The organism is Streptomyces sp. NPDC053673 (assembly GCF_055585225.1).
In genome coordinates this window covers 392,976-418,486 of the sequence record NZ_JBVJKN010000002.1, presented here as the reverse complement: position 1 = coordinate 418,486, position 25,511 = coordinate 392,976, and the positions used below count along the sequence as shown (strand labels likewise).

Below are 25,511 nucleotides of genomic sequence, written 5' to 3'. Positions count from 1 at the left end.
CAGGGTCCATGGCAGACAAGGCACCGAACGACGCACTGACCGACGTGGCCGGCCTCCGGGTCGGTCACGCCCGCCTGTCCGGGGAGGGCTCCCTCAGCGGCACCACCGTCGTCCTCGCACCCGAGGGCGGGGCGATCGCCGCGGTGGACGTACGAGGAGGCGGCCCCGGCACCCGGGAGACCGACGCGCTCGACCCCCGCAATCTGGTGCAGCGCGTCGAGGCGGTGGTCCTGACCGGCGGCAGCGCATTCGGCCTGGACTCCGCGTCCGGCGTGATGGCGTGGTTGGAGGAGCAGGGCCGCGGTGTCCGGGTGGACCGCGAGCCCGGCCACGTCGTGCCGGTCGTCCCGGCCGCCTGTGTCTTCGATCTGGGCCGCGGCGGCGACTGGCGGGCCCGGCCGGACGCGGCGACCGGACGTGCGGCCGTGGAAGCGGCGGCGCGTACGGAGCCGGGCGCGCCGGTCGAGGAGGGCGGCGTCGGTGCCGGGACGGGCGCGGTGGTGGGCCGCATCAAGGGCGGCATCGGCACGGCGAGCACCGTACTGCCCGATGGGACCACGATCGCCGCGCTGGTCGTCGCCAACGCGGCGGGCTCGGCGGTCGACCCGGCCACCGGCGTGCTGTACGGGCAGCACTTCACGGGCGAGCGTCCGGTCCCGCCCTCCCCCGAGGTCCACGCAGCGGCCCTGCACCGACTCGCCGAGACCGCGGAGCTGGGCGCCCCACCGCTGAACACCACGCTCGCCGTCGTCGCCACCGATGCCGAACTCACCCGCGCCCAGGCGCAGAAGCTCGCCGGGACGGCGCACGACGGCATCGCGCGCGCCGTGCGCCCGGTCCATCTCCTCAATGACGGCGACACTGTCTTCGCCCTCGCCACCTGCGCCCGACCCCTCGACAGCCGTCCGCTCGCCCTCAACGCAGTCCTCGCGGCGGGCGCGGACGTCGTGACGCGGGCCATCGTGCGCGCGGTGCTCGCGGCACGGAGCGTGGCGGGGCCGGGCGGCGAGTTCCCCTCGTACGGAGAGCTGTACGGACGGGGCACGGACAAGGCGCAGGGCAAGGCCCAGGGCACGAACCAGAGTGGGGACTGACCGACAGCGCACGGGAGTTGTGAGGGCGCGCGCGGGCGCGCGGAAACGCGGAAACTTTGTGCCCGCGCCGTTCGTTTTCCCGAACCCCGGACGCGATGTCCGACCCAGGGACTACGTTAAGCAGTCACCAAGTGACGTATGGCAACGGCCTGGAGAACCATCTTGAACGATCCGTGCGAGACAACCGAGACGCACCTCGAGCGCCTCCTGGGTCGGGCACTGAACTCCTTCGATCTTCCCGACACCATGGTCGACCGGCTCGAATCCGCGCTGACGCATGCCAGTTCACTGCACTCCTCGCACCACAGCGCGGCCCTGCACCGCACGACCTACCGGCACACGTATCTGCTGGCCGACGGCTCCACCCTCACCCTCTGGGAGCTGGTGCACAACACAGGACGGGACGGTGTCCGGCAGCACGAGCTGTATACGGAGGAGGCGGAGGCGCGGCTCGCCGCGTCCCGGCTGCGCACCGCGCGTCAGGAGCGGCGGGACGGGGCGGACGGCAGCGGCTTCGACGACGGCCTCGACGCCGATCTGGAGCTGCTCGACCGGCTGCTGGCCCCTCCTCCCGTCGCACCCGCGCACAGATACGTCCCCGACGACTCCCCGGACCACGCCCGTCGGCTGTTGCGCCGCGCCGAGAACCCGGACCGGCCGGGCGATGTGACAGCCCGCCTGCTGCGCGCGGCGTTCGCGCACCACATCAGCCAGGCGTTCGGCCGGCAGTGCCTGGTCGACGGGCGGGACGCGGGGTTCACGCTCTACGAGCACGCATTCCTGCTGCTCGACGGCACGGAGCTGAGCCTGTGGGAGGTGGAGCACACGGCCACACCCGACGGCCGCCACATGTGCGAGGTGTACGCCGACGAACGCACCGCGCGCGAAGCGATGGAGCTTCGCGCGCGGGTGCGCTGACGGACGGGCCCGGGCGCCTGGGGCGCGGACTCGGACCGCCGCAGGCCCGGGGCGCGCCTCAGACCGCCGCGACCACCGTGGGCTTCTCGGCCGCGGCAGGGGCGGACTGAGCGGCCTCTGACGTCTTGCGCATGCCCTTCAGCAGGATGACGAGACCCGCGCTGACCGTGGTGCCGGCGAGGATGGCGAGCAGGTAGAGGAACGGGTTGCCGATCAGCGGGACCACGAAGATGCCGCCGTGCGGGGCGCGCAGGGTGCAGTCGAAAGCCATCGACAGGGCGCCGGTGACCGCGCCGCCCACCATCACCGACGGGATGACCCGCAGCGGATCGGCCGCGGCGAACGGGATCGCGCCCTCCGTGATGAACGAAGCGCCCAGCACCCAGGCCGCCTTGCCGTTCTCGCGCTCGGCCTTGGTGAACAGCTTGCCGCGCACGGTCGTCGCCAGCGCCATCGCCAGCGGCGGCACCATGCCCGCGGCCATCACGGCCGCCATGACCTTGAGGGAGCCGTCGGTGGCGTTGGCGAGGCCGCCGACGGCGAAGGTGTAGGCGACCTTGTTGAGCGGACCGCCCAGGTCGAAGCACATCATCAGGCCGAGGATCACGCCGAGGATGATCGCGTTGGCTCCGGTGAGGCCGTTCAGCCAGTTGGTGAGGGCCTGTTGGAGCGTGGCGAGCGGCTTGCCGATCACCAGGAACATCAGGAAGCCGACGACCACCGAGGAGACCAGCGGGATCACGACGACCGGCATGATGCCGCGCAGGACGTCGGGCACCTTGACCTTCTGGATCGCGAGGACGACGGCGCCGGCGAGCAGTCCGGCGGCCAGTCCGCCGAGGAAGCCCGCCTTGATGGTGATGGCGATCGCGCCGCCGACGAAGCCCGGGACGAGGCCGGGCCGGTCGGCCATTCCGTACGCGATGTATCCGGCGAGGACCGGGATCAGGAAGCTGAACGCGAGCCCGCCGATCTGGAAGAGCAGCGCGGCCCAGCTGGTGTGGTCGCCCCAGACGAAGACGTCGGCCACGGACTTGGCATTCGCGATCTCGTAGCCGCCGATGGCGAAGCCGAGGGCGATGAGCAGGCCGCCTGCGGCGACGAACGGGATCATGTAGCTGACGCCGGACATCAGCCACTTGCGGAGCTTGGTGCCGTAGCCCTCGCCGGGCTCGCCGCCGCGCTCGACGGGGCTGGGCTCCGCGGCGTCGGTCACCTCGCCGCGGGCGGCCTCGTCCCGGTGGGTAGCCTTGTCCCGTACCTCGGCGATGAGCTCGCCGGCCCGGCTGATCCCGGCCTTCACACCGACGTCCACGACGGGCTTTCCGGCGAACCGTTCCCTCTCCCGTACGGGAACGTCGTGCGCGAAGATCACTCCGTCCGCGCCCGCGATGACGGCGGGGTCGAGCCGGGTGAATCCGGCGGACCCCTGGGTTTCGACGGCGACCTCGACACCGGCTTCCTGGCCGGCCCGTTCCAGAGCTTCCGCGGCCATAAAGGTGTGGGCGATACCGGTGGGGCAGGAGGTGACGGCGACGATCCGGAACCGTTCGGCCGCTTCCGCCGGCCCCCCGGGGCCCCCAGTACCAACGAGGCCCTCCTGAGCCTCCTCCGCCGGCCCCTCGCCCTCAACGGCCGTGGTGGACGCCGCCGTTGGCGCCGCATCCGCCACCGCCGTGGCCGCCGCCTCCGCCGCCTCGGTGGCCGCCGCCTCGGACGGCTCGATGTCGCCGCGGACGAGCGCCGCGGCAGTGGTCGTCGAGGCCGTCGCGCGGAGGGCGGAGGTGAAGTCCGCGTCCATCAGGCGACGAGCGAGGGAGGAGAGGATCGTGAGGTGGGCGTCGTCGGCACCGGCGGGCGCCGCTATCAGGAAGATGAGATCGGCGGGGCCGTCAGGGGCGCCGAAGTCGACGGGGGTGGAGGGGCGGCCGAACGCCAGGGTGGGTTCGGAGACATGCGTGCTGCGGCAGTGGGGAATGCCGATGCCGCCGTCCAGGCCCGTCGGCATCTGGGCCTCGCGCGCGGCGACGTCGCCGAGAAAGCCGTCGAGGTCGGTGACGCGGCCGAGCGCGACCATGCGCTCGGCGAGCGAACGGGCCGCCTCTTCCTTCGTTGCGGCGGCCAGGTCGAGGTCGACCAGGTCCGCGGTGATCATGTCGCTCATCGCGGGCTCCCTTGCTCCATGAGTGCGCGGTCCAGGGGGACGTCCGCGGTCACCAGGACCGCGGCGGGATCGAGGTCGGACGGCGTGGGCATCACGCTGCCCGGAAGTTGCACGGCGGCGGCGCCGTGGGCGACCGCGGCGACCAGGGCGGGCACGCCCTCTCCGCCGGCCGCCAGAAAGCCGGCCAGGGACGCGTCACCGGCGCCGACGTTGCTCCGCACGGCGGCGACCGATGCTGCGCCGTAGAGGACAGCCGTGCCGGAGACGAGCAGCTGCCCGTCCGCGCCCAGGCTGGCCAGCACCGCTCCCGCACCGAGCGAGCGGAGCTCCTCCGCAGCCTTCACGGCGTCGCCGACCGTGGCCAGCGGGCGGCCGACCGCCTCGGCGAGCTCGTCGGCGTTCGGCTTGACGACATCGGGGCGGGCGGAGAGCGCGGCGAGCAGGGACGGCCCGGACGTGTCGAGGGCGATCCGCGCGCCCGACTCATGGGCGAGGGCGACCAGCTCGGCGTACCAGGAGGGGGCGAGGCCGCGCGGCAGGCTGCCGCAGCAGGCGATCCAGGCCGCGGAAGAAGAGTGTGCGGAGACCGCCGCCAGCAAGGACCGTGATTCCGCGGGCGTCAGTCTCGGACCCGGCGCGTTGATCTTCGTCAGGGTGCCGTCCGGCTCCGCCAGCGCAATGTTGGAACGCGTCGCACCCTCGACCTCCACCGGCGCGACCTCGATCCCCTCGCCCGCGAGCAGCTCCGCGACGAGCGCGCCGGGCGCTCCGCCGAGCGGCAGTACGGCGACGGTACGGCGCCCGGCGGCCGCGACCGCCCGCGAAACGTTGACGCCCTTGCCGCCGGGGTCCATGCGTTCGCCGGTGGCTCGCAGCACTTCGCCGCGCTCGAGGGCCGGGACCTCGTAGGTCCGGTCCAGCGACGGGTTCGGCGTGACGGTGAGAATCATGTACGTACTACTTCCGTGCCCACGGCTTCGATGGCCGCGGCGTCCTCGGGGCTGAGCCCGCTGTCGGTGATGAGGAGATCGACGTCGGAGAGGCCGGCGAAGCGGGCGAAGTGCTCCTCGCCGTGCTTGGCGGAGTCGGCGAGGAGCACCACGCGCCGCGCCGCCGAGACGGCGGCGCGCTTGACGGCGGCCTCGGCGAGGTCGGGCGTGGTCAGCCCGCCGTCCACCGAGAAGCCGTTGGCCCCGAGGAAGACGACATCGGCGCGGATCTCCCCGTACGCCCGCAGCGCCCAGGCATCGACGGCGGCGCGCGTGCGCTGCCGGACCCGGCCGCCGACCAGATGCAGGTCGATGCCGGGGTGGTCGGCGAGCCGGGCGGCGGCGGGCAGCGCGTGGGTGACGACCGTGAGCGAGCACTCCAGCGGGAAGGCCGCCGCCAGCCGCGCCACCGTGGAGCCGGCGTCGAGGATGACGCTGCCGTCCTCGGGCAGCTCGGCGAGCGCGGCCCGCGCGATGCGGTCCTTCTCGTCGGCGGCGGTGGACTCCCGCTCGGAGAGGTCCGGCTCGAAGTCGAGCCGCCCGGCCGGGATGGCTCCACCGTGCACGCGCCGGACGAGCCCGGCCCGGTCGAGCGCCTTGAGATCGCGCCGGATGGTCTCGGCGGTCACCTGGAACTCGTCGGCGAGAGACAGCACTTCGACCCGCCCGCCCTCACGGGCGAGCCGGAGGATCTGCTGCTGGCGCTCGGGAGCGTACATGTGGGTTTACGTCCATTCCATGCCCGAACCTGTGGTTTCTCCGCCAGACTACGCCCCGATTAGCGCAAAGTAAACAGACTCGGGCAACGGACGGACACATTCGGGCCCTGCACACGCGGCGACCCCGGCGTCCACTGCGGCCGCCGGCACCAGCACCGGCACCGGCAAGAGCGGCCCCCGGCACGGGCAAGGGCGGCTCGGCACACACGAGGGCCCGGCACCGGGGAACGTCCCCGGCACCGGGCCCTCGTCGCTGCGTGCGCTCAGTGCGTCAGCGCCGGCTCCCGCTCGCCCTCCGGCAGCTCGCCGTCCGGCGCCCCGGCCTCGCTGACGGCCGCTCCGCCCTCCAGGTGCTGCTTCGGCCGCGCCGGCAGCGCGAACATCACCACGAAGATCACCGCAAGCACCGCCACGACCCACCACAGCGAGCCCTGGAACGCGTCCGAGAACGCCGCACCGACCTCGCCCGGCGACGCCGGCCGCTTGTCGTCGATGACCCCGAAGAAGACCACCGAGACCAGGCCCAGCCCCAGCGCGTTGCCCATCTGCGTGGTGGTGTTGATCAGCCCGGACGCCGAACCGGCGTGCTCACGCGGGACATCGGACAGCACCGCGTCCGTCAGCGGAGCGACGATGAGCCCCATGCCGAGACCCATGATCACGAGCGGCGCGATCATCTGCCAGGAGTGGATCTCCGTGCCGTACCGCCCGGCCTCCCAGATGTAGACCAGCAGCCCGGCCGCCATGGTCAGCGCACCCGCCTGCAGCACCTTCCGCCCGAAACGCGGCACCAGCTTCTGTACGGACATCCCGGCCGCGAGCGACACGGCGATGGAGAACGGCACACCGGTCAGACCCGCCTTGAGCGGGCTCCAACCCAGGCCGACCTGCATGTACAGGGTCCAGACCAGGAAGAAGATGCCCATGACGACACCGAAGGTCAGCTGGACCGCGATACCGGCGGCGAAGCTCTTCACCTTGAACAGCGACAACTCGACGAGCGGCGAGCCGTCCTTGCGCGTCTTCCGCTTCTCGTACGCCACGAAAACGGCGAACACGAACGGGCTGCCCACCATGCACAGGTGGCCCCACAGCGGCCAGTCCAGCTCACGGCCGCGCGTAAGCGGGTAGATCAGCATCAGCAGGCCGAGCGTGGCGAGCGCGACGCCGACCAGGTCGAGGCGGAGTGCCTTCTCGGCACGCGACTCGGTGATGAACTTACGGCCGAGGAGGACGCCGGCGATACCGACCGGCAGGTTGATCAGGAAGATCGGCCGCCACTCCAGACCGAACAGGTTCCACTGGGTCAGCAGCGCGCCGAGCAGCGGACCGGAAACGGCCCCGAGCCCGACGATCGCGCCGAACATGCCGAAGACCTTGCCGCGCTCGTGCGGCGGGAAGGTCACATGGATGATCGCGAGCACCTGCGGCACCATCATCGCGGCCATCGCGCCCTGCAGCAGTCGCGCGGTGACCAGCATCTCGACGCCGGAGGCGAAACCGCACAGCGCGGAGGCGAACGTGAAGCCGGTGATACCGATCAGGAACAGCCGCTTGCGGCCGAAGATGTCGCCGAGCCGACCGCCCGTGATCAGACCGGCGGCGAACGCCAGCGCGTAGCCGGCGGTGATCCACTGGATCGCGCCGAACGAAGCGCCGAGATCGCGCTCGATCGACGGGATCGCGATGTTGACGATGGTGACGTCGACCAGGTCCATGAAGGCGGCCGTCATCACGATCGCCAGGGCTATCCAGCGGCGCCGGTCGGCAGCGGCAGCGGAGTCGGGGGCGGAGACGGGGGCCGTATCCCGTACGGCGTCGTGGGAGCTCATGAGGAGGAAGCTAATCGGGATATAGGTCAGCTGATGTCCTAGAAGGTGGGCAGTCTGGAACGTATGACAGACACACCGGCACGACTGCTGAATCTGCTGTCCCTCCTCCAGACCCCGCGCGAGTGGCCGGGCAGCGAGCTTGCCGAGCGGCTCCAGGTCAGCCCGCGGACGATCCGCCGGGACATCGACCGGCTGCGCGATCTCGGCTATCCGGTCGAGGCGACGAGAGGTGCGGTCGGCGGGTACCGGCTGGTCGCGGGCGCGGCCATGCCGCCGCTGCTCCTCGACGACGAGGAGGCCGTCGCGATCGCGGTGGGGCTCCGGGCGGGCGCCGGCCATGCGATCGAGGGCGTCGACGAGGCATCCGTACGCGCCCTGGCGAAGCTGGAGCAGGTGCTGCCGTCGCGGCTGCGGCACCGGGTGTCGACGCTCCAGAACGCGATGATCCCCTTCACCCGCGGCGACGGAGCGACCGTCGACCCGCACACGCTCACCGCCATCGCGGCGACGGTCACCGGCCGGGAGCGGCTGCGCTTCGGCTACCGCTCGGGCGACGGTGCGGAGACGAAGCGGCTGGTCGAGCCGTACCGGCTGGTCTCGACGGGGCGGCGCTGGTACCTGGTCGCGTACGACAACGGGCGCGACGACTGGCGTACGTTCCGGGTGGACCGGGTCAGCGATCCGTTTGCGACGGGGGCCCGTTACACGCCGCGCGAGGTGCCGGCCGGCTGGGACGCCTCGAAACTGCTCTCCCACTCCATGTCCCGGAAACAGCCGGAGCACGCGCTGGACGTGAGCTTCGAGGCGCCCGCGGAGTTCGTCGCCGCCCGCCTGCCGGACTACCTCGGCGCGCCCGAGCAGACCGGTCCCGGCACCTGCCGGCTGCGCACCCGGTCACAGGACTCGCTGGAGTGGCTGGCCCTGCGACTGGCGCTCGTCGACTGCGAGTTCACGGTCCACGGCCCGGCGCCGCTGTCCGACTACCTCACGGAGCTCGGAGCCCGGCTCACCCGGGCGGCGAGCTGCCCCCGGGGGCGTGACGATCGTGACGACCGTGCCGACCCGTGACGACAAGGACCCCGACACCGGGGGGGGAAGGGTGCCGGGGTCCGCTCGGGACGTGGGAGGCGAAGCCCCCCACCTCGTTAAGCCGCCGCGTCGAAGCCCGTGTCCCGGGCCATCCGCTTCAGCTCCAGCAGTGCGTGCTTCTCGATCTGGCGTATGCGCTCGCGCGTCAGGCCGTGCTCCTTGCCGACCTCCGTCAGCGTGCGCTCACGGCCGTCCTCGATGCCGTACCGCATGCGGATGATCGACGCCGTGCGGTGATCGAGCTTGTCGATCAGGTCGTCGAGCTCCTCGCTGCGCAGCAGCGTCATCACCGACTGCTCGGGCGACACCGCGGAGGTGTCCTCCAGCAGATCGCCGAACTGCGTCTCGCCCTCGTCGTCCACCGACATGTTGAGCGAGACCGGGTCGCGGGCCCAGTCCAGCACGTCGATGACCCGCTCCGGGGTGGAACCCAGCTCCTCGGCGACCTCGGCGGGCTCGGGCTCGCGCCCGTGCTCACGGTTGAACTCCCGCTGGACACGGCGGATCCGGCCCAGCTCCTCCACCAGGTGGACGGGCAGCCGGATCGTCCGGGACTGGTCGGCTATGGAGCGCGTGATGGCCTGGCGGATCCACCACGTCGCATACGTCGAGAACTTGAATCCCTTCGCGTAGTCGAACTTCTCCACCGCCCGCACCAGGCCGGCGTTGCCCTCCTGGATCAGGTCCAGCAGCGGCAGACCGCTGCGCGGATAGCGCCGCGCAACAGCCACCACCAGGCGCAGGTTCGACTTGATGAAGATGTCCTTGGCGCGCTCGCCCTCGGCGACCAGGGCCTCGAGCTCCTCGCGCGTGGCACCGGCGTCGCCCTCGCCCGCCTCGGCGGCGGCTGATGTCACAGCTCCGTCGAGAATCTGCCGGGCGTACACCCCGACTTCGATGGTCTGGGAGAGCTCGACCTCCTTGGCGGCGTCGAGCAGCGGTGTGCGCGCGATCTCGTCGAGATACATGCCGACCAGGTCGCGGTCGGCGATCTCCCCGCCCACGGCGCGAACACTGCTCGCCCCATCGGCCCCAGCGGAGGCGGACTGACGACGGGCGACGGCACGGGTTGCCATGCGTGCTCCCTTGCTGAGTAGGTCGCGACACCCTTACCGGGTGCCCTGCATCCGACGGAAACAACGACTGGAAACCGGACAGAATTCCCACGCGGTGCATGGATTTTTGTGATCTTGCAGTACCCTGTGCCGCCGCGACAGGAGGACGGATGCTGCCGGAGCACACGGAGGTGCAGGTCAGGGCAGGCTCGGGAGCCGATCTCCCGGCCTTGACGGAGCTCTACAACCACTACGTGCGGGACACGGCCGTCACCTTTGACACCGCCGTGTTCACCCCCGAGCAACGCCTCCCCTGGCTGCGCTCCCACCCTGAAGACGGCCCGCACCGCCTTCTGGTTGCTCAGGATGCCCGTTCCGGCCGGATCCTCGGTTACGCGACCAGCAGCGCCTTCCGCCCGAAGGCCGCGTACTCGACGTCCGTGGAGGTCAGCGTCTACTGCGCGCCCGACGCCGGGCGCCGCGGGATCGGCACGCTCCTCTACAAGGCGCTGTTCGAGGCCCTCGCGGACGAGGACCTGCATCGCGCCTACGCGGGGATCGCCCTGCCGAACGAGGCCTCGGTGAAGCTGCACGAGCGCTTCGGCTTCCGCCACATCGGCACCTACGGAGAGGTCGGGCGGAAGTTCGGCGAGTACTGGGACGTGGCCTGGTACGAGAAGAAGCTGACCGCGTAGCCGGACCGGGCGGCCGCCCGGTCAGTCCACCACCTTGTACAGCATCTGGCCGTTTCCCCACCCCACCAGACGCAGCGCCGGGTCGTCCGCGGGCAGACCGCCCTCGTTGCTCCACCGCAGCACCCACTCGGCGTTGTAGCGGTGCAGGATGCCGAGCCGCTCCTTGCGTGATGTGTCGTGGGCGAAGTAGCGCTCGACGGCGGCATGCCGTTCCTCCTGGTCCGGCAGGAAGATGTCGTCGAAGCCGGGGGCGACGGTGTAGATGCCGTATGCCGGAAGCATCAGACTGGTGCGGTGCTCCGTCATGACGGTGTCGCCGCGCTTCACATGGCGGGTCACCCACTCGCGGCCCTCCCAGGACGGCCAGGCCTTGGCCCGTACGGCCTCGGGCAGCGCCTCGCCGACGAAGACATAGCCGAGGGCGGTGGACTGGGTCCATGCCCCGAACAGCAGCGCGACGCCTGTGACCGCCGCGAGAGCGTTGCGGACGGCCTTGCTCCCGGCGTCCGCGATCGCCAGGGCGATGGCCAGCTGCGCGGGGATGATCGCCGCGGGCAGCGCCCTGCCCCACGACCAGTGGCCGGTGATACCTCCGGCCGCGACCATCAGCGCACCCAGGACGAAGAGGACCACCAGCGGGTCGCGCTTGTCCCGCCGCCACCGGAACAGCAGGGCGACGACCCCGATAAGGGCGAGGCCGAAGCGCGCGAACATGTCCTCGTACAGCGGCTCGTGGATGTCCTCCAGCCCCTCGAAGCCGAACAGCGAGAAGTACGAGTAGTACGGCCACACGGCGAGCACCACGACGCCGAGCACCAGGCCCGCCCCCAGCCGCAGGCAGGTCTCCTTGGCGGGCCACGGCCGTCGGGCGAGCAGCACTGCCAGCGCCCCGAAGGTCGCGACGACCCCCGAGAACTGGTGGCTGAGCATGATCACTGCCCACATCAGACCGAGCCCCAGGAAGGCCGTCCAGGACGCCGCCGTGCGCAGCGCCTTGGTGAGCAGTGCCCAGAAGTGGAAGGAGAGCGCGACAACGAAGGTGCTCGGGTACGAGATGACCAGCGCCAGTGAGCCGAGCTCCAGGAAACCGCTCCACGCCAGCAGCGGCGGGCCCCAGAGCAGCAGCAGGCAGAGCAGGGCCAGGGGAGGCGCGGCCCGGCGGGCGCTGAGCGTCCTGGTGAAGTGCGCGATACCGGTGAGCAGCAGAGGGAGCGTGATCAGGGCTGCGAACCGCAGCATCGTGAAGGTGCCGGCTCCGGTCGCCTTGGCCACCAGGGCGAGCAGCACGGTCCAGGGCGAGTAGTACGGGCTGTCGGTGTCGGCGTCGACCTGCGGGCTGCCCGGATGGAACAGATCGCTGCGCAGCCGGTCGATCGTCGCGGCGTGGAGGCCGAGGTCACCGTTCCACGGCAGTCGCTGGATCAGCAGCAGAAGGAGAACGGTCAGCAGCAGCACCGCGGACCACACGGCAGCTCGCGCTGCGGCATCGGCGTTCCAGCGGACGGGTTCGGCTTCCGGGGGGCGGACGAGAGCCGGGCGGGGGTTGGGGAGGTCGCAGGAGCGCTCTCGCCACCCCACGGCGGACGGCACCGCCCGTGACGCGGACGCGGCATCGGCTTTGGGGGTGGGGTTCACGCGTCTCTGCCCTTCACCGGATTCAGGTGTTTCGTCAGCTTGATCCGGTTTTTATCAGGCATTCGGCCCTCTCCCGGCCCCGCGGGAGACGTGTCGCGGCAGGCCACCACCGTCCGCGTGACCCTGGTCGGGTCCAGGTCCTGCCCGGGCGATCTTGCCGGGCGATCTCGGCGGGCTCCGGCCTGATCCGGAAGATCCGGCCCGATCCAGAAGACCGGGCTTGATCCGGCAGACCGGGCCGGGTCCAGAAGACCGGGCCGGATCCGGAAGACAGGCCCTAGCCGAACTGAACCGACCGTTTCGCCAGCCCCATCCAGAAGCCGTCGATGACACTGCGGCCGCTCGACAGGTCCCCCTCGGAAGCTCCGAGCGTCACGAAGAGCGGCGCGAAGTGCTCGGTTCGGGGGTGCGCCAGCTTCCCCGCCGGCGCCTTGCGCTCGAAGTCCAGCAGCGCGTCCACGTCTGCGGCGGCGAGCGCCCGCTGCCCCCAGTCGTCGAACTCGGCCGACCAGCCGGGCACACCGCCCGCGTGCCGCAAAGCCGCCAGATTGTGCGTGAAGAACCCACTGCCCACGATCAGCACCCCCTCGTCGCGCAGCGGAGCCAGCTTGCGTCCGATCTCCATCAGCCGCTGCGGGTCGAGCGTCGGCATGGAGACCTGAAGTACGGGAATGTCGGCGCCGGGGAACATCTCGACGAGCGGGACGTACGCGCCGTGGTCGAGGCCGCGGTCCGGGATGTCCTGCACGGGCGTACCGGCGCCGCGCAGCAGCTTCCGCACCGCGTCGGCGAGTGCGGGGGCGCCGGGGGCCTCGTACCGCACCTGGTAGTAGTGCTCGGGAAAGCCCCAGAAGTCGTACACGAGCGGGACGGTCCCGGTGGCACCGAGGGCGAGCGGGGCCTCCTCCCAGTGGGCGGAGATCACCAGGATCGCCCTGGGCCCGGGCAGCGACGCCGACCATTCGGCGAGCTGGCCGGGCCAGACCGGGTCGTCGGCGAGCGGCGGGGCTCCGTGCGAGAGATAGAGGGCGGGCATCCGCTCAGCGGTGGCGCCGGTGGTGCCGGTCGCGTCCGGAGTGTTCACGGGAGCCTCCCGGGCAATCAAGCTTGAACCTTCAAGTTCCTGTCCGGATCAGACTAAGCAGATCTAGTTAAACTTTCAAGAATGAGTCGTACAGTGGATACATGAACACGGCACCCAACGCGGGCGAACCCCGCTGGCTCACCGTCGAGGAACAGCACGTGTGGCGCTCCTACCTCCACGCCACCACGCTCCTCGAGGACAGCCTCGACCGCCAGCTCCAGCGGGACGCGGGTATGCCGCACATCTACTACGGCCTGCTCGTCCAGCTCGCCGAGGCACCGCGCCGCCGACTGCGCATGACCGAGCTCGCCAAGGACGCCAAGATCACCCGGTCGCGGCTCTCGCACGCGATCGCCCGTCTGGAGAAGAACGGCTGGGTGCGCCGTGAGGACTGCCCCTCCGACAAGCGGGGGCAGAACGCGTACCTGACGGACGAGGGACTCGATGTCCTGCGGAAAGCCGCGCCCGGCCATGTCGCGGCCGTACGGCAGGCGATCTTCGACCGGCTCACTCCGGAACAGGTGCGCCAGCTGGGCGAGATCACCCGCATCATGACCGAGGGACTCCAGCCGCACGGCACCGGCGCGGACCTCCCCTGGCTGCGTTAGGGCGCCTCACCCCCGGCATGACCGGACAGGGGCCCGAGGGCGACGCCCCCGGACCCCTGTCTCAGTGCGCGACTGTCTCAGTGCGCGACGACCGGGATCTTCACCTCGTCCTCGACACTCCCCTCCTCGGAGGACGCCACGGCCGTGGAGCCGGGCCGTCCGGAGTTGATGAAGGTGAACGCGATCGCGGCGGAGACCGCCAGGATGCCGACGGCCCACCAGATGGCGCTGGAGTAGCCGTGCACCATGCCCTGCAGCTGGAGCAGCTCCTGGGCCTCGGCGCTCGTCGCGCCCGCCGCGTGCGAGGTGATGTACGACGTGGTCGCGGACGCCGCGATGGTGTTCAGCAGGGCCGTGCCGATCGCGCCGCCGACCTGCTGCGAGGTGTTCACCATCGCGGAGGCGACACCCGCGTCCCGGGCCTCGACCCCGTACGTGGAGAGCGACATGGCCGGCATGAAGGCCGTACCCATGCCGAGGCCGAGCAGCAGCTGCGCCGGCAGGATCAGGCCGGCGTACGAGGATCCGACCTCCAGCTGCGTCAGAAGCAGCATGCCGACCGCGGCGACCAGGAAGCCCGGGCCCATGAGCAGCCGCGGCGGAACGCGGGTCATCAGCCGGGCACCGATCTGCGTGGAGCCCGTGATCATGCCCGCGATCATCGGCAGGAAGGCGAAGCCCGTCTTGACCGGCGAGAAGCCCTTCACGACCTGCAAGTAGTAGGTGAGGAAGAGGAAGAGGCCGAACATCGCGATGATGGCGAGACCGAGCGAGAGGTAGACACCGCCGCGGTTGCGCTCGGTCAGGACGCGCAGCGGCAGCAGCGGCGACTTCACCCGGGCCTCGACCGCGACGAAGGCGGCGAGCAGCACGGCGGAGGCGACGAACAGGCCGATCGTCGTCGCGTCCGACCAGCCGTCGGACTCGGCGCGCGTGAAGCCGTAGACCAGCGCCACCAGACCGAGGGTGGACAGGATGACGCCGGGGATGTCGAGCGGCGAGCGGTTACGGCCGCCGGCCGGCTCGCGGATGACGAAGTACGCGCCCGCCGCGGCGACGATCGCGAAGGGGATGTTGACGTAGAACGTCCAGCGCCAGTCCAGGTATTGGGTCAGGAAGCCACCGAGGATCAGACCGACCGCGCCGCCACCTCCGGCGATCGCACCGTAGATGCCGAAGGCCTTGGCCCGCTCCTTGGCGTCGGTGAACATCACCGCGAGCAGCGACAGGGCGGCCGGGGCGAGCAGCGCGCCGAAGGCACCCTGCAGGGCGCGCGACCCGAGCAGCATGGCCTCGCCGGTCGCGGCGCCGCCGAGCGCGGACGCGGCGGCGAAGCCGAGCAGACCGACGACGAAGGTGCGCTTGCGGCCCCACAGGTCGGCGATGCGTCCGCCGAACAGCAGCAGTCCGCCGAAGGCGAGGGCGTAGGCGGTGATGACCCACTGGCGGTTGCCGTCCGAGATCCCCAGGTCCTGCTGGGCGGAGGGCAGCGCGATGTTCACGATCGTCGCGTCGAGCACGACCATGAGCTGGGCCAGGGCTATGAAGACGAGCGCTTTCCAGCGACTCGGATCGGGGCGGACCGCGTCCGGGAGATGAGTCTCGGCCGTTTTTGACATGGAGGAAGCCACCTAAGGGTGCGAAGTGGTGAAAAAGGTCGTCAGTACGGGATGAACTGCCGTCAGTACGGCGCCGGCTGTCGTCGGCCGGGGGTGAACTGTCGTGAGTACGGGGCCGGCTGCCGTCAGCCGGGGGTGGGATGTCGTCGGTGCGGGGCGGGCCGGGGAAGTCGCGTACGACGGGTCAGGGCGCGCGCCGGGCCGCCGCCCGGGTCAGGGCTCGCGTCGCAGATCCTCCAAGGTCACGGCCGCGCCCGGGAGTTCGGAGCGGGCGGGCGCTTCGAGTCCGTCGAGGAACAACTGCAGATGGCGGTGGGTGAACTGGTCGAACTCCGGGCAACCGGTGCCCGGCAGCGGCCGGGTGAGCTGGGAGAGCGCCACCATCAGATCTCCGACGGCGATGTCCGTACGGAGCCGGCCCGCGGCCTGTGCGCGCCGGACGAGACCCTGGACGGCTCCTTCGAGCCGGTCGCGCTCGGCGAGCAGTTCGGGGTGGTCCCGGTCGAAGCCGCCGGACAGCATCGGGCACAGGGCGCCGATCCGCTCGTCGGCGGCGGCGTGGGTGAAGCGGCTCAGCGCGGCGAAGGGGTCCGCCTCCCCGGCGACCGCCTCCTCCGCCCGGTCCGTGGTGCGGCGCATGACGGAGAGGACGACCTCGTGGACGAGGGCGGCCCGGTCCGCGAAGTTCCGGTAGAGGGTCGCATTGCCGACGCCGGCGCGGCGGGCGACCTCGTCGAGCGGCACCTCGGGGCCGAACTCGACGAACATCTCGCGGGCCGCCGTCACGATCCGCTCCCGGTTGCGCAGCGCGTCGGCCCGCGGCCGGGATGCGCGGCGCACCGCGGTGTCGGTGGCGGAGTTCACGGCTCCACTCCCTCTCTGGCTCTCTGGTCATGTCGAGTCACAACACCCCCGCACAACCGGGGACCTCGTCCCCGGTTCGTGGGGACGCTCATGCAAACGGGGAGTCCCTCCCCGGATATTTCCCGGTCCCGAAAAGAATCCATGTGACCTGGGACATATTCGCCTGTCCGCCGTGTCGCACGATCGGCTCACCCGGCGCGCGCCCTTCCACCGCCCGAACCAGGCTGATCGAACGGAGCGCAGTGCGGGACCGGCCGGCTGCCGCGGACCCGAAGGCGGACGACGCATGCAGCACACCCGCCGCCGGATACGCAGACCGGGCGTGCTCGGCGCTGCAGCGGTGCTCTCCCTCGCCGCGCTGACCTCGGCGAGCTCGACCCTCCCAGGTCCTTCGCGAGCCCAGGCCGGACCGGTGGCCACGGCCGAGGAGTCGGCGCTCGGCCCGTGCCGTATCGCCGCCACCACGGGTGTGCAGATGTCGGAGGGCGTACCGACGCCGCCCGGCTACGCACGCTCCACGGGTGAGGTCCGCGCGCTCAACCTGATGATCGACTTCCCGGACGCGGAGGGGGCGGGCTCCGCCCTGGACCGCTTCGGGGAGTTCTTCCCGCAGACCGAGCACTGGTACGCCACCAGTTCGTACGGGCGTCTCGTCTACCGTCCCGAGGCCCCGCTCGCGCACTGGCTGCGGATGCCCATGCCGTTCGCCGCGTACGGGATAGAGCGCGGCGCACCGTACGAGCCGGGCTACCGCCAGCTCGTGCAGGACATCGTGGCCGCCACCGACCACCAGGTGGACTTCAGCTCGTACGACCTGGTCAACATCCTTGTCACGCCGAACGCGGGTCCTTCGGCGCTGGACACCGTGCTGTCCGTGACCTTCTCCGGCAACCCGGACGCGCCCTACGCGGACGGGGTGGCGCTGGGGAACACCTCGTTCGTCTACAGCCGTCAGGACGACGGCTCGGGTACCTACTCCGAGACGGGCTACCGGGTGCTGCCCCATGAGAACGGCCATGTCTTCGGCCTGCCCGACCTCTACACCTCGGAGGGCGGCGGCGCGGTCGGCCACTGGGACATCATGTCCGAGGACTGGGGCGCCAACAACGATCTGCTCGGCTGGCACAAATGGAAGCTGGGCTGGCTCGACAACAACCAGGTCGGCTGCGCCTCCGAGCCCGGCAGCAGCGAGTACGAGCTGACCCCGCTGGCCACCAGGGGCGGCCGCAAACTGGTCTTCGTCCCGTTCGCCGCCGACTCCGGCTACGCCGTGGAGGTCCGCACCCGGGCGGGCAACGACGAGGCCGTCTGCGAGCCGGGGGTCCTCGTCTACCGCGTCGAGACGGACATCGACACCGGTCAGGGGCCGGTGTCGGTCGTCGACAGCGACAAGGACAGCGGCGGCTGCACCCGGCGGCCCAATGTGCACGCCGAACTGTCGGACGCCCCGTACCGGCCGGGCGAGTCGTTCACCGACCGGCGCAACAAGATCCGGATCACGGTGCTGTCGGAGAGCGCGAAGGGCACCTACCGGGTGCGCGTCACCCGTTCCTGACGTGCCCGGTCACCCGTTCCTGACCTGCCCGGTCAGCCGCTCCCGGCTGCTGCCCCGGTCAGCCGTTTCGGACTGCTGCTCGGTCAGCCGTTCCCGGGCCGCTGGGTCAGCTTGTGCCGGGCCGCTGGGTCAGCCCTTGCCGAGCCGCTCCGCGAGCGGCCCGCGCAGCTCCCGCTTGAGGATCTTGCCGGTGGGATTGCGGGGCAGCGACTCGTCCCTCACGACGACATGTGCCGGCACCTTGAACGCGGCGAGGGTCCTGCCGACGTGCGCCCGCAGTTCACCGGCGGTGACCGTGGCGCCCGGCCGGCGCTGGACCACGGCGGCGACCTCCTCCCCGAGGACGGGGTGCGGAACGCCCAGGACGGCGGCGTCGGCCACGTCCGGATGGTCGTGCAGGGCGGCCTCGACCTCGACGCAGTACACGTTCTCGCCGCCGCGGACGACCATGTCCTTGAGCCGGTCGACGATCGAGACCCGGCCGTCCCGTACGGTCGCGACGTCACCGGTCCTGAACCAGCCGTCCGGCGTGAACGCCTTCCGCGTCGCGTCCTCGTCGCCCCAGTACCCGCGCACCAGGGACTGCCCGCGCAGCCACAGCTCACCGGCCTCGCCCTCCGGCAGTGCCTCACCGTCCGGCCCGGCGATCCGCACCTCGGTGGCCGGGGTGGGCCGCCCCGCACTGTCGGGGAACTGCCGGTACTCGGCACCGAAGTTGGCCGTCACTCCCCCGCTGGTCTCGGTCAGCCCGTAGCCGTTGCGGGGCTCGATCCGCTGCCCGTAGCGGGCGGTGAGCCGCGCGACGAGACCGGGCGGCGCGGCGGCCCCGCCCGTGTTGAGGTGCGTGAGGGTCTCCAGCGCGGCATCTTCGCGTTCCGCGGCGTCCAGCAGCTGGAGCGCGGTCGTGGGCACCCCGGAGTAGTGCGTGACGCCGTGCTTCTCGATCAGCGCGAGCGCCTTGCCGGCGTCCCACTTGCGCATGAGGACGAGCGTCCCGCCGACGGCCATCACCGAGTACAGCGTGGTGAAGGCCGCCACATGGAAGAAGGGGAAGGTCATGAGGCTCACCGGCGCGGGCCCCTGCCCGGGGAGGACGCCCCGCGCGAGCGCGGAGGCCGCCGCGGTGTAGCGGGGGTTCATCGCGGCCCCGGCCTGGGCGAGCTGGGTGGCGACGGCGCCCTTGGGCCGGCCGGTGGTCCCGGAGGTGTAGATGATCGTGGCGTCGTCCTCGGCGCGCACCTCCACGTCCGGCGGCGCGGCGGCAGGGTCGGGGGCAGGGAGGTCCTCGTACCGCTCCACGCCCTCACCTGCCGGCCCGTCGTGGTGGAAGACGACGACGGGTACCCGCCCATGCGCCCACTTCTGCACCCTCGGCAGCCGCTCCCCGTCGACGAGCAGCACCCCGGGCGCGCAGTCGTCGAGGGCGTACGCGAACTCCTCCTCGGTCCACCAGGCGTTCAGCGGTACGGCCACCAGACCGGCCAGCTGCGCCGCCCAGAAGGCGATCTGCCATTCGGGGTGGTTGCGCATCGCCACGACGGCCCGGTCGCCGGGCCGCAGCCCGTACACCTCGACGAGCCGCCCTGCCAGCGACGAAGCGGCCGCGAAGAACTCCCCGTACGTGTACGTCCCGCTCTCCGCCACCAGGAACGGCCGCTCCCCGAACGCCCAGGTGGCCTCGACGAACTCGCGCAGCGTGCGCGGCCCGGACGCGTACACCCCGTCCACGGCGGCGAACGGCGCCCCGGGCGCGGTGAGGAGACCCGCGTAGTCCTGGACGAGACCTGCGGAGTCCTGGGGGTGCGGCACGTTCGGTTCCCTCCCTAAGCGCTTGCTCAGCAGGGGCCGACGCTATGTTCCGCCCCGCACCCCGTCAAGGCCGGTCCATGGTCCCAAGGTCGTGTCCTCAAAGTCCCGTCCGGTGGATCTCGCCGGCGGCCTGATCCACCGGGCAGGCGCTACGTGGCCGGCGGCTCGATGTCGGAGTCGAGCCGCATCCAGTCCTTCACCGCCCGCGTCGTCGGGTGCTCCGGCCCCATGGTCGCCCGCGCCCGCGCCAGCGCGTCCTCGTGCAGCGCCCGCGCCTCCTCCACCTCCCCGGAGTCCCGCAGATCGATCGCGAGGTTCGACGCGCAGCCGATCGCGTCGTAGTGGTCGGCGCTGAGTATCCGGACGAAGTCGTCGTACGCCTCGCGCCCCAGCCTGACCGCGCCCTCGAGATCACCGTCCGCGACCAGATCGGTGGCGTGGTTCATCATGCTCGTCAGGGTGTACGGATTGTCGCGGCCGAGCACCTCCCGGTACTGCTGCAGCGTCCGGCGCGACAGCGCGACGGCCGCCTCCCGCTCGCCCGTCAGCCGCAGATAGACGGCCAGGTTGTTCGCACACGCCAGGGCGAACGGATGCCGCTCGCCGAGCTGGGTCCGGTGCCGGTTCAGCGCCTCCCTGGCGAGATCCCGCGCCCCCTGCGCGTCCCCCGTGGCGACCAGGGCACAGGCCAGGTTCGTGGCCGCCGAGAGCGTGTCCGGGTGGTCGGGGCCGAGCACGGACATCGAGATGTCGTAGTTCTCGGTGCTGAGCGCCCTGGCCTCCTCGTACCGGCCGGTGCGACGCAGCACCGCGGAAAGGTTGCGAGCCGCCTGCAGGGTCTCGGGATGCCGGTCGCCGGTCTTCTCGCGGAACGCCTTGACCGTCTCCTGCAGCAGCCGCAGCGCCTCGTTCACCGATCCGGTCTCGCGCAGCCCGCGGGCGTAGTTGCTGGCCGAGGTGAGCGTGTACGGATGATCCTTGCCGAGGACCTCCTTGCGGGTCTCCCACACCTCCCGGTCGAGGTCACGGGCCCCCCACCGGTCACCGACCAGGAACAGCGAGACGGCGAGATTGTTGGCGGCCATCAACAGGCGCTCCTCACCGGCGTCGTAGACCCGCCGGCTCACCGCGTACGTCTCGCGGTCGATGTCCCGCGCCTGGCTGTAGGCGCCCTTGCCGCGCAGATCCGCGCCGAGGTTCGCGGCGGCGACCAGGGTGTAGTAGTCGTCGGGGCCGAGCACCTCGCGGGCGCGGCGCAGCGCCTGCTCGTCCATCGCGTACGCCTCCTCCAGCCGGCCGCTGGAGCGCAGCGCGTTGGCGTACTGGGTGCGCAGATAGATCACCAGCGCGTCGTCCTCGCCGAAGACCGGCTCCCAGACGGCCAGGGCGCGCTCCGCCGTCTCCACCGCGGCGCTGTGGTTGGAACGCCGCCACAGATAGCGCACGGAGTCGGCGATCCAGCGGCGCACCGCGTCGTCCTCGCTGGCGAAGGCGCGCGACGGCTTCATGTGCGGCAGCAGCGAGGCATGCCGGTCCCAGGAGGCCGGATCCTCCATGTTCCGCGGGTTGGCCTCGGCGAGGATCGCGTGGACATGGGCGCGCATGACGGGCCACCGCTCGCGCGGCAGCTGGGCGCGCAGCACCTCCTGCACCAGCCGGTGCACACTGATGGTCTTGTCGCTCTGGTTGGTGCGGGCGAGTCCGTACCGGTTGATCTCGGCGAACAGGGCGCCCATCCGGACCGAGTGGACCAGGCGCCGGTCGTGCCGCGCCAGCAGCTCCGCCGTCTTCTGCCCGTACAGCGTCCACATCGGGATGGGGTCCGGGCCGAAGAACGCACAGATCTCCAGCAGTTGGGCGGCCGCCGGCATCGATTCGCGGACCTTGGCGAGCGCCAGCAGCCAGGTCGCCGCCGCGGACCGCGGGTAGGTGGTGGCCGGCTCCTGCTCCAGCATCGTCGCGAGCTGGGTGCTCAGCAGCTCCAGATAGGTCTCCACCGGCATCGCGGACTGCTCCAGCCAGGCCGCGGCCTGGGCGATGGCGAGCGGCAGATCGCCGAGCGCCTCCGCGACCTGCCCGGCGTCCGCCTCCGGCAGATCCGGGTTCTGCCGCTGCAGCAGCCGTACGGACTCCTCGCGGGCGAACACCTCCACCTCGACCTGCGAGGCCCGGTCCGCCCAGGCCCGGTTGCGCGAGGTCACCAGCACATGCCCGGTGCCGGCCGGGATCAGCGGGGCGAGCTCCTCAGGGTGCTCCGCGTTGTCGAAGACCAGCAGCCAGCGCCGGTACGGACGGCCCTGCCGCAGCGCGTCCAGCACCCGGTTGGACGTGGTCTCCACGTCGTCGCCCGACGGCAGCCCCAATCGGGCGGCGAGCGCGGCCAGTTCCTGCCGTACGAGGCTCGACTGGCCGGCGTTGATCCACCAGACCACGTCGTAGTCGGCGGCGAAGCGGTGCGCGTACTCGATGGCGACCTGGGTCTTGCCCACCCCTCCCATGCCGAACACGGCCTGCGGCGGCCCGCCCAGGGGACCGCCCGCCGCGAACCCGTCGCGCATCTCCTCCAGCGTCCGCCCGCGCCCGGTGAACGCCGCGTTGCGGGTGGGCACATGCCACACCGGCGGCGGCGTGCCGGGGTAGCGCGGCCCCTGGTCGTCGTCCGCGCCCGCGGGCCGTACGGGCTCACCGGCCAGCGGGTCGGGCCGCCCCACCGCCGCCAGCAGCGCGGCCTCCGCCTCGCCCTGGTCGTCGCGCTCGACGAGATCGACGGCGACCAGATCGCCGAACGGCACGGGCAGCGGGGCCGGATGGATGCGGACGGGGATCAGCATCCGCTGCGACGCCTCCGGGTCACGGGCCGAGACGGACTTCCACACCTCGTGCGCGTGCGGCAGCCGCACATAGTCGGGAGAGAGCAGCACGACGATCCGCCCCGATCCCTCCAGCGCGCGGCGCACCTCGGTCTGCGCGTCGGAGCCGGCGTGCTCGGCGGCGCCGCTCATCACCGTCTGGTAGCCGAGTGCGCGGAGCCGGGCGGCGATCCACTCCGCCCACATCCGGTCGGCCGGCGCGTAGCTGAGGAACAGGTCGGAGGGCACGGGCGGTTTGGTCCGCTCGTACAGGGACAGCAGCGCGCGCCGCCGGGTCTCCGGCATGGGCCGCTGACGGGTCACCCGGCCGCCGGTGAGCCGCCCGGTGAGCCGCTCCGACGCGGCGAGCAGGCTGGTGCCCTGGTGCGGCCGGTCCCCGACCGGTGCGGGGATCTCCTCGTACGCGAAGAACGGCCGGTACGGGATCTCCACATCGCCCCAGTAGCGGTCGCGTTCGTCCCTGCTCATGCCGTCGAGGAACGACAGGAAGCGGCTGCGCGCGAGATCGCGGCCCGCCTCCAGCTTCTTCTGCTCCGCGTACTCGACGCGCATCGGCGCGGGCAGGATCCGGACCGGCCGGTTGGTGACCTGGGCGCGGACGGACTCGGCGACGGCCGCTGCGCCCTGGATGGACTGGGCGCTGAGAGTGAAGCAGACGGTGACGACGTCGGGCAGCAGGACCGTACAGATGCCGGCCGTGTCGGACAGGCCCGTGCGGCTGTCGATCAGGACGTAGTCGTAGCGGCCGCGCAGCTCGTCGCGGAGCGCGGTGAGGAAGGCGGCGCCGCGCAGCCGGGTGTAGAAGTGGTCCCAGTCGAAGGTGGACACGGCCGCCGAGTAGCCGTCGTCCTGGAGGCCCGCGGGCAGGAAGTCCAGCCGCCCGCCGTCGGGGAAGTCCTCCCGGACGCCGACGATGCACCGGTCCACGTCACAGCGCTCGCGGAACCACCGGGCCCGGTCCTGCTCGGCTGTCCTGTCCCCGGTCCCGCCCGGCCCCGGACCCGGCTCGTCCGCGCGCATCGCGTAGTCGCGGATGAGGTCGATGACACCGTCGGTGGAGCTGAGCTCGGGGTCGGTGAGCAGGGGGTGGAAGTAGCGGTGCAGTCCGGGCGCCTCCAGGTCCCAGTCGACCATCAGCACCCGCAGCCCGTTGCCGGCGAGGATCCAGGCGGTGTTGACGAGCGCCATCGTCCGGCCCACTCCGCCCTTGAACGAGTAGAACGTGACGACCGTGCCGGGCTCGTCCCCGGCCGCGGTGGCGGGCGCGTCCGTGCCCGCGGTGCCGGGCTCGCGTGTGCCTGCGCTCTTCATCGTCCTGGTCCTCCCTCACGGCGACGGCCGAGCGGATCATGCGAGCTGTGCGGATACGGGTACGGGTACGGGTCGTAGGCGTACGGGTCGTACGGAATGTGCGCGCGACCACCGGACCAGCGGGGCGGGCGGGTCGCGGGCGTACCGCTCCCGGTCGTACCGCTCCCGGTCGTGCCGCTCCCGGTCGTGCCGCTTCCGCCGGACGGAGTGCCGCCGCCCGCCCGGGCCCCGCCCTTCGGGCCGCTGCTGGGGCCGCGCAGGATCGGCCGGACGGCGGTCGCGCCGCCGTCCCCGTCGTCACCGGGCGGCGGGGCGGCGTGCCGCTTGCGGATCAGATTGTTCTGCGCGGCGGACACCATCTGGCCCAGCGCCTTCTTGAAGTCGTCGAAGCAGACGCGGAGCTGGAACTGCCTGTCGTGCATGCCCCGGGACGACTTGCGCTCGAAGACCTCGGAGACCTTGATCCACAGCTCGTCCCGGTCCCGCTCCTCCCGGGGGTGGCACGGCACCAGGACGCCCGTCGCGGGATGCTCGGTGCGGTCGAACTGCTCCAGCGGCTGACGGTAGGGCGCGTCGGGCGCGCTCCACGCGTCCACGAGCAGGATCGTCACCTGGTCGTCGCGCCAGGCCTGGTTGAGCTGCCGGGTGAGGCCGGACCCCACCTCGCGGTAGGCCGTCCCGTACCCCTGCGCCGTCACCAGACGCTGGGCCTGCTGGTAGAGCGGGTACTCCTGCTGCGGGTGGTACGGATTCCAGTCCAGCCCGGCGGGGCCGTAGTAGGGCGCGCCACGGCGGTGCCCGGGGGCCGTGTCGGCGGTGCTCGCGGCGACGAAGAACTGCACGGTGCTGCCCGGCCTGGTCGGCTCGGTCCGCGGCTGGAACGACAGCGGCTCCTGTGCCAGCCGCACCGGCTGCTCGGGCACGGGCAGCTCCTCGTTCTGGGCGACGTCCAGCACGCGCTGGGCGATCAGCCGGACCGCGCCCCTGTAGTCCTCTCCCGTGGGCGCCCGCTGGAGGAGGCGCTGCAGCCCGGCGTCCGCGTACCAGGAGCCGAAGCCGTCGGTCAGGTACTGGATGTGGGACACCTCCTGCGGTACCTCGACGGGCTGCCACAGCACGGGGATCAGCGCCGAGGAGCCCCGCTGGGTGCGTGCGAAGTACTGGCCGGCGCGGCGCATCATCACGCCCGCCTCGCGCGAGCACCACATACTGCGGAAGTAGGCCGGGGAGTAGAGCGCCACCATGGAGTGGCAGCTGCCCAGGGCGATCTCCAGCTGCTCGCTCCAGTGCTCACCGATCCGGATCGAGCTGTTGTCGCGGAATCCGATGGGGACCTGGGCCGCGCTGTTGGAGAGCTCGATGATCTGCGCGCAGAGGTCGTCGTAGAACTGGTGCACGTACGCGTCTTTGTCGTCGTCCCTGGCGTAACTCAGGAAGAAGTACGGCCCCACCGGCTCCCCCATGACTCCGGCTGCTCAACGCAGACTCACAGCGCCCCGGCAGGGGCTCAATACCCTTTGGGTTTGCTGGTTATTGCCCTCTGCGCGGATCCGCTAAGCCGCCCGTCACGTTCTGGCCAGAACTCGCCTACCGGTCGGTGC

Annotated in this window: 18 protein-coding genes; 6 read left to right on the top strand and 12 right to left on the bottom strand. The window is 71.6% G+C overall.

Annotation, left to right across the window (positions count from 1 at the left end):
* The first annotated feature begins 8 nt into the window (after positions 1–8).
* A complete protein-coding gene (locus tag ACZ6ZQ_RS05145) occupies positions 9–1,094 on the top strand; it encodes a P1 family peptidase (protein WP_469767172.1) in 1,086 nt (361 codons plus the stop codon).
* Positions 1,095–1,256: 162 nt separating this feature from the next.
* Entirely contained in the window at positions 1,257–2,012 is a 756-nt protein-coding gene (locus ACZ6ZQ_RS05140) for a DUF6227 family protein (protein WP_469767171.1), read from the top strand.
* A gap of 58 nt (positions 2,013–2,070) precedes the next feature.
* Here ACZ6ZQ_RS05140 and ACZ6ZQ_RS05135 read toward each other — a convergent pair whose 3' ends face one another.
* From ACZ6ZQ_RS05135 to ACZ6ZQ_RS05120, 4 genes are all read right to left on the bottom strand, one after another.
* The gene (locus tag ACZ6ZQ_RS05135) at positions 2,071–4,176 is read right to left on the bottom strand and encodes a PTS fructose transporter subunit IIABC (RefSeq protein WP_469767170.1); all 2,106 of its coding nucleotides are present in this window, start codon (positions 4,174–4,176) and stop codon (positions 2,071–2,073) included.
* Positions 4,173–5,126: a 1-phosphofructokinase gene (gene pfkB / locus ACZ6ZQ_RS05130; RefSeq protein WP_469767169.1), complete on the bottom strand. Its 954-nt coding sequence runs from the start codon at positions 5,124–5,126 to the stop codon at positions 4,173–4,175. Before pfkB ends, ACZ6ZQ_RS05135 begins: the two co-directional genes overlap by 4 nt.
* Positions 5,123–5,884: a DeoR/GlpR family DNA-binding transcription regulator gene (locus ACZ6ZQ_RS05125; protein ID WP_469767168.1), complete on the bottom strand. Its 762-nt coding sequence runs from the start codon at positions 5,882–5,884 to the stop codon at positions 5,123–5,125. The genes pfkB and ACZ6ZQ_RS05125 overlap by 4 nt, the downstream gene beginning before the upstream one ends.
* Before the next feature lie 263 nt (positions 5,885–6,147).
* On the bottom strand, positions 6,148–7,716 hold the full coding sequence (locus ACZ6ZQ_RS05120; RefSeq protein ID WP_469767167.1) for an MFS transporter: 1,569 nt from the start codon (positions 7,714–7,716) through the stop codon (positions 6,148–6,150).
* Between the two features lie 63 nt (positions 7,717–7,779).
* On the opposite strand from ACZ6ZQ_RS05120, the gene ACZ6ZQ_RS05115 reads away from it, so the two are divergent.
* Positions 7,780–8,784, top strand: coding sequence for a helix-turn-helix transcriptional regulator (locus tag ACZ6ZQ_RS05115; protein WP_469767166.1), 1,005 nt, complete (start codon positions 7,780–7,782; stop codon positions 8,782–8,784).
* Positions 8,785–8,861: 77 nt separating this feature from the next.
* On the opposite strand, the gene ACZ6ZQ_RS05110 is transcribed toward ACZ6ZQ_RS05115, so the two are convergent.
* The gene (locus tag ACZ6ZQ_RS05110) at positions 8,862–9,881 is read right to left on the bottom strand and encodes a sigma-70 family RNA polymerase sigma factor (RefSeq protein WP_469767165.1); all 1,020 of its coding nucleotides are present in this window, start codon (positions 9,879–9,881) and stop codon (positions 8,862–8,864) included.
* Positions 9,882–10,030: 149 nt separating this feature from the next.
* Here ACZ6ZQ_RS05110 and ACZ6ZQ_RS05105 point away from each other — a divergent pair, with 149 nt between their 5' ends.
* Positions 10,031–10,555, top strand: a complete 525-nt coding sequence (locus ACZ6ZQ_RS05105; protein WP_469767164.1) for a GNAT family N-acetyltransferase — start codon at positions 10,031–10,033, stop codon at positions 10,553–10,555.
* 21 nt (positions 10,556–10,576) lie between these two features.
* On the opposite strand, the gene ACZ6ZQ_RS05100 is transcribed toward ACZ6ZQ_RS05105, so the two are convergent.
* Together ACZ6ZQ_RS05100 and ACZ6ZQ_RS05095 are read right to left on the bottom strand one after the other, a co-directional pair.
* Positions 10,577–12,190, bottom strand: coding sequence for a hypothetical protein (locus ACZ6ZQ_RS05100; RefSeq protein ID WP_469767163.1), 1,614 nt, complete (start codon positions 12,188–12,190; stop codon positions 10,577–10,579).
* A gap of 277 nt (positions 12,191–12,467) precedes the next feature.
* Positions 12,468–13,226: a dioxygenase family protein gene (locus tag ACZ6ZQ_RS05095; RefSeq protein ID WP_469767320.1), complete on the bottom strand. Its 759-nt coding sequence runs from the start codon at positions 13,224–13,226 to the stop codon at positions 12,468–12,470.
* Positions 13,227–13,375: 149 nt separating this feature from the next.
* On the opposite strand from ACZ6ZQ_RS05095, the gene ACZ6ZQ_RS05090 reads away from it, so the two are divergent.
* A complete protein-coding gene (locus ACZ6ZQ_RS05090; RefSeq protein ID WP_469767162.1) occupies positions 13,376–13,882 on the top strand; it encodes a MarR family winged helix-turn-helix transcriptional regulator in 507 nt (168 codons plus the stop codon).
* Between the two features lie 77 nt (positions 13,883–13,959).
* Here ACZ6ZQ_RS05090 and ACZ6ZQ_RS05085 read toward each other — a convergent pair whose 3' ends face one another.
* Both ACZ6ZQ_RS05085 and ACZ6ZQ_RS05080 read right to left on the bottom strand, forming a co-directional pair.
* Positions 13,960–15,501, bottom strand: coding sequence for an MFS transporter (locus ACZ6ZQ_RS05085; protein WP_469767161.1), 1,542 nt, complete (start codon positions 15,499–15,501; stop codon positions 13,960–13,962).
* A gap of 213 nt (positions 15,502–15,714) precedes the next feature.
* Entirely contained in the window at positions 15,715–16,365 is a 651-nt protein-coding gene (locus tag ACZ6ZQ_RS05080; RefSeq protein WP_469767160.1) for a TetR/AcrR family transcriptional regulator, read from the bottom strand.
* A 286-nt stretch (positions 16,366–16,651) separates the two neighbouring features.
* Here ACZ6ZQ_RS05080 and ACZ6ZQ_RS05075 point away from each other — a divergent pair, with 286 nt between their 5' ends.
* Positions 16,652–17,920: a M6 family metalloprotease domain-containing protein gene (locus ACZ6ZQ_RS05075; RefSeq protein WP_469767159.1), complete on the top strand. Its 1,269-nt coding sequence runs from the start codon at positions 16,652–16,654 to the stop codon at positions 17,918–17,920.
* Between the two features lie 129 nt (positions 17,921–18,049).
* On the opposite strand, the gene ACZ6ZQ_RS05070 is transcribed toward ACZ6ZQ_RS05075, so the two are convergent.
* The 3 genes from ACZ6ZQ_RS05070 to ACZ6ZQ_RS05060 all read right to left on the bottom strand — a co-directional run bounded on the left by ACZ6ZQ_RS05070 (position 18,050) and on the right by ACZ6ZQ_RS05060 (position 25,373).
* Positions 18,050–19,729, bottom strand: a complete 1,680-nt coding sequence (locus ACZ6ZQ_RS05070; RefSeq protein ID WP_469767158.1) for a class I adenylate-forming enzyme family protein — start codon at positions 19,727–19,729, stop codon at positions 18,050–18,052.
* Between the two features lie 149 nt (positions 19,730–19,878).
* A complete protein-coding gene (fxsT, locus tag ACZ6ZQ_RS05065) occupies positions 19,879–23,910 on the bottom strand; it encodes an FxSxx-COOH system tetratricopeptide repeat protein (RefSeq protein ID WP_469767157.1) in 4,032 nt (1,343 codons plus the stop codon).
* Complete coding sequence (locus ACZ6ZQ_RS05060) at positions 23,907–25,373, bottom strand: TIR-like protein FxsC (RefSeq protein ID WP_469767156.1); 1,467 nt, start codon at positions 25,371–25,373, stop codon at positions 23,907–23,909. The genes fxsT and ACZ6ZQ_RS05060 overlap by 4 nt, the downstream gene beginning before the upstream one ends.
* Positions 25,374–25,511 lie beyond the last annotated feature (138 nt).